A 1,660-nucleotide genomic window follows, 5' to 3' on the forward strand; every position below is an offset into this window, starting at 1 on the left:
CGCGAATATTTCCTCGGCCTGCGCGGGCGCCGCGCGCTGCAGGCGCTGCCGCCGGAGCGCCGCGCGAAGTTGCCGGCTGCCGCGCTCGAACCCGCATCGTCCGAACTGCCGCTGTGAAACAGGGAACCTGACATGGAAAACAAATCACACGCCTTCTGGGCCGGGCTCTTCACGGTGGTGTTGCTGGTGGCGATCGGGGCGGCCGCGTTCCTGTTCAATGTCGACCGCTCGGTGCGGGTTCCATACGATCTGATTGCCCGCACGAGCGTCAACGGTCTCTACACCGATGCGGCCGTGCGTTACCGTGGTCTGGACATCGGCAAGGTGCAAGCAATCAAGTTCGACCGCGATCATCCGGGGCAGATCCTGATCCGCATCATGGTGGACCAGCATGCGCCGATCACGCACTCCACCTTCGGCAGTCTTGGGTTTCAGGGCGTGACGGGCATTGCGTTCATCCAGCTCGACGATACAGGGCGCGACACGACGCCATTGGCGTCGTCCCCCAAGCAGGTCGCGCAACTGCCGATGCGCCCGGGTCTGCTCGAGCAGTTGCAGCAGCGCGGCGACATCCTGCTGCGCAAGCTGGAGCGCATCACGGATGACGTGAACGACGTACTGTCGCCGCAGATGCGCGACCAGTTACTGGCCACCGCCGCGAGCCTGCAACACGCTGCCGACGGCGTTACGACGCTCACCAAACAGATGGAGCCCGCAGCGGGCAAGCTGCCGCAGACGATCGATCAGCTGGATCGCACGCTTGCGTCTACTAACGAGTTGATCACCGGTCTGAACCGGCCGGATGGTCCATTTGAAGCCAACCTGAACAAGGTCGGCACGGCGGCGGCGCAGGCGGGTGACGCGCTGACCTCAATGAATGCGTCGTTGCAGGACCTGTCGTCGCGGGTGGGGTACGAGACGCTGCCGCGCGTCAATTCGCTGGCCGACGAGGTGCGCTCCGCCGTGCGGTCCGTGGACCGTGCGGCGGACATGGTCAGCACCAGTCCGCACAGCTTGTTGTTCGGCGCGCCGCCAGCGGCCCCGGGGCCTGGCGAGACTGGTTTCACGTGGCCTGCTGGCCACGCGGCAAAGTGATCTGAAAGGATGATCGTCATGGCACGTCCCCTGAACTGCTTATCTTCCGCGAGCGCCGCCTGTGCGCTCGTGCTCGCTTGCAGTCTGCTGGCCGGTTGCGTGGGCACGTCGGCACCGCTCACCAACGTTCGTTACGATTTCGGGCCGCCGCCGACCGCGCCGGCCGCCACGGGATCGATGCCCGCCATCAAGGTGCTGGCAGTCAGCGCGCCCGAAACGCTGGCCTCGGACAAACTGATTTACCGGCTCAGCTATGCCGACGCGCAGCAGACGGCGTCATATGCAACCAGCCACTGGGCTATGGCGCCGTCAGAACTGCTCACGCTGCGTCTGCGTAATGCGCTATCGCAGCGCGGCACGGTGTTGACTGGCGCGGATGGCGTGAGCGCGCCGGTGCTCAAAGTCGACCTCGACGAGTTTGAGCAGGTTTTCGACAGCCAGACGCAAAGCCACGGCGCCGTGACAGCGCGCGCCACCTTGACCCACCACGGCAAGGTGCTGGCCCAGCAGACCTTCACTGCCCGCGCGCCCGCCAACTCGACCGATGCGGCCGGTGGCGCACAGG

2 protein-coding genes and 1 pseudogene are annotated in these 1,660 nt (G+C 65.7%); all 3 read left to right on the forward strand.

Translation table 11 applies throughout. The annotated features are described in order from the left end of the window. Positions 1 to 117, forward strand: a pseudogene (locus WCA85_RS34310) (ABC transporter ATP-binding protein); the annotation flags it as partial. A gap of 15 nt (positions 118 to 132) precedes the next feature. Beyond that, the gene (locus WCA85_RS34315; RefSeq protein ID WP_424070075.1) at positions 133 to 1,095 is read left to right on the forward strand and encodes an MlaD family protein; all 963 of its coding nucleotides are present in this window, start codon (positions 133 to 135) and stop codon (positions 1,093 to 1,095) included. A gap of 18 nt (positions 1,096 to 1,113) precedes the next feature. Further along, positions 1,114 to 1,660: ABC-type transport auxiliary lipoprotein family protein (locus tag WCA85_RS34320; protein ID WP_424070077.1), on the forward strand; the 547-nt coding region annotated here is incomplete at its 3' end.

This window comes from Paraburkholderia sp., from assembly GCF_049581445.1.
In the GTDB taxonomy this organism is placed as follows: domain Bacteria; phylum Pseudomonadota; class Gammaproteobacteria; order Burkholderiales; family Burkholderiaceae; genus Paraburkholderia.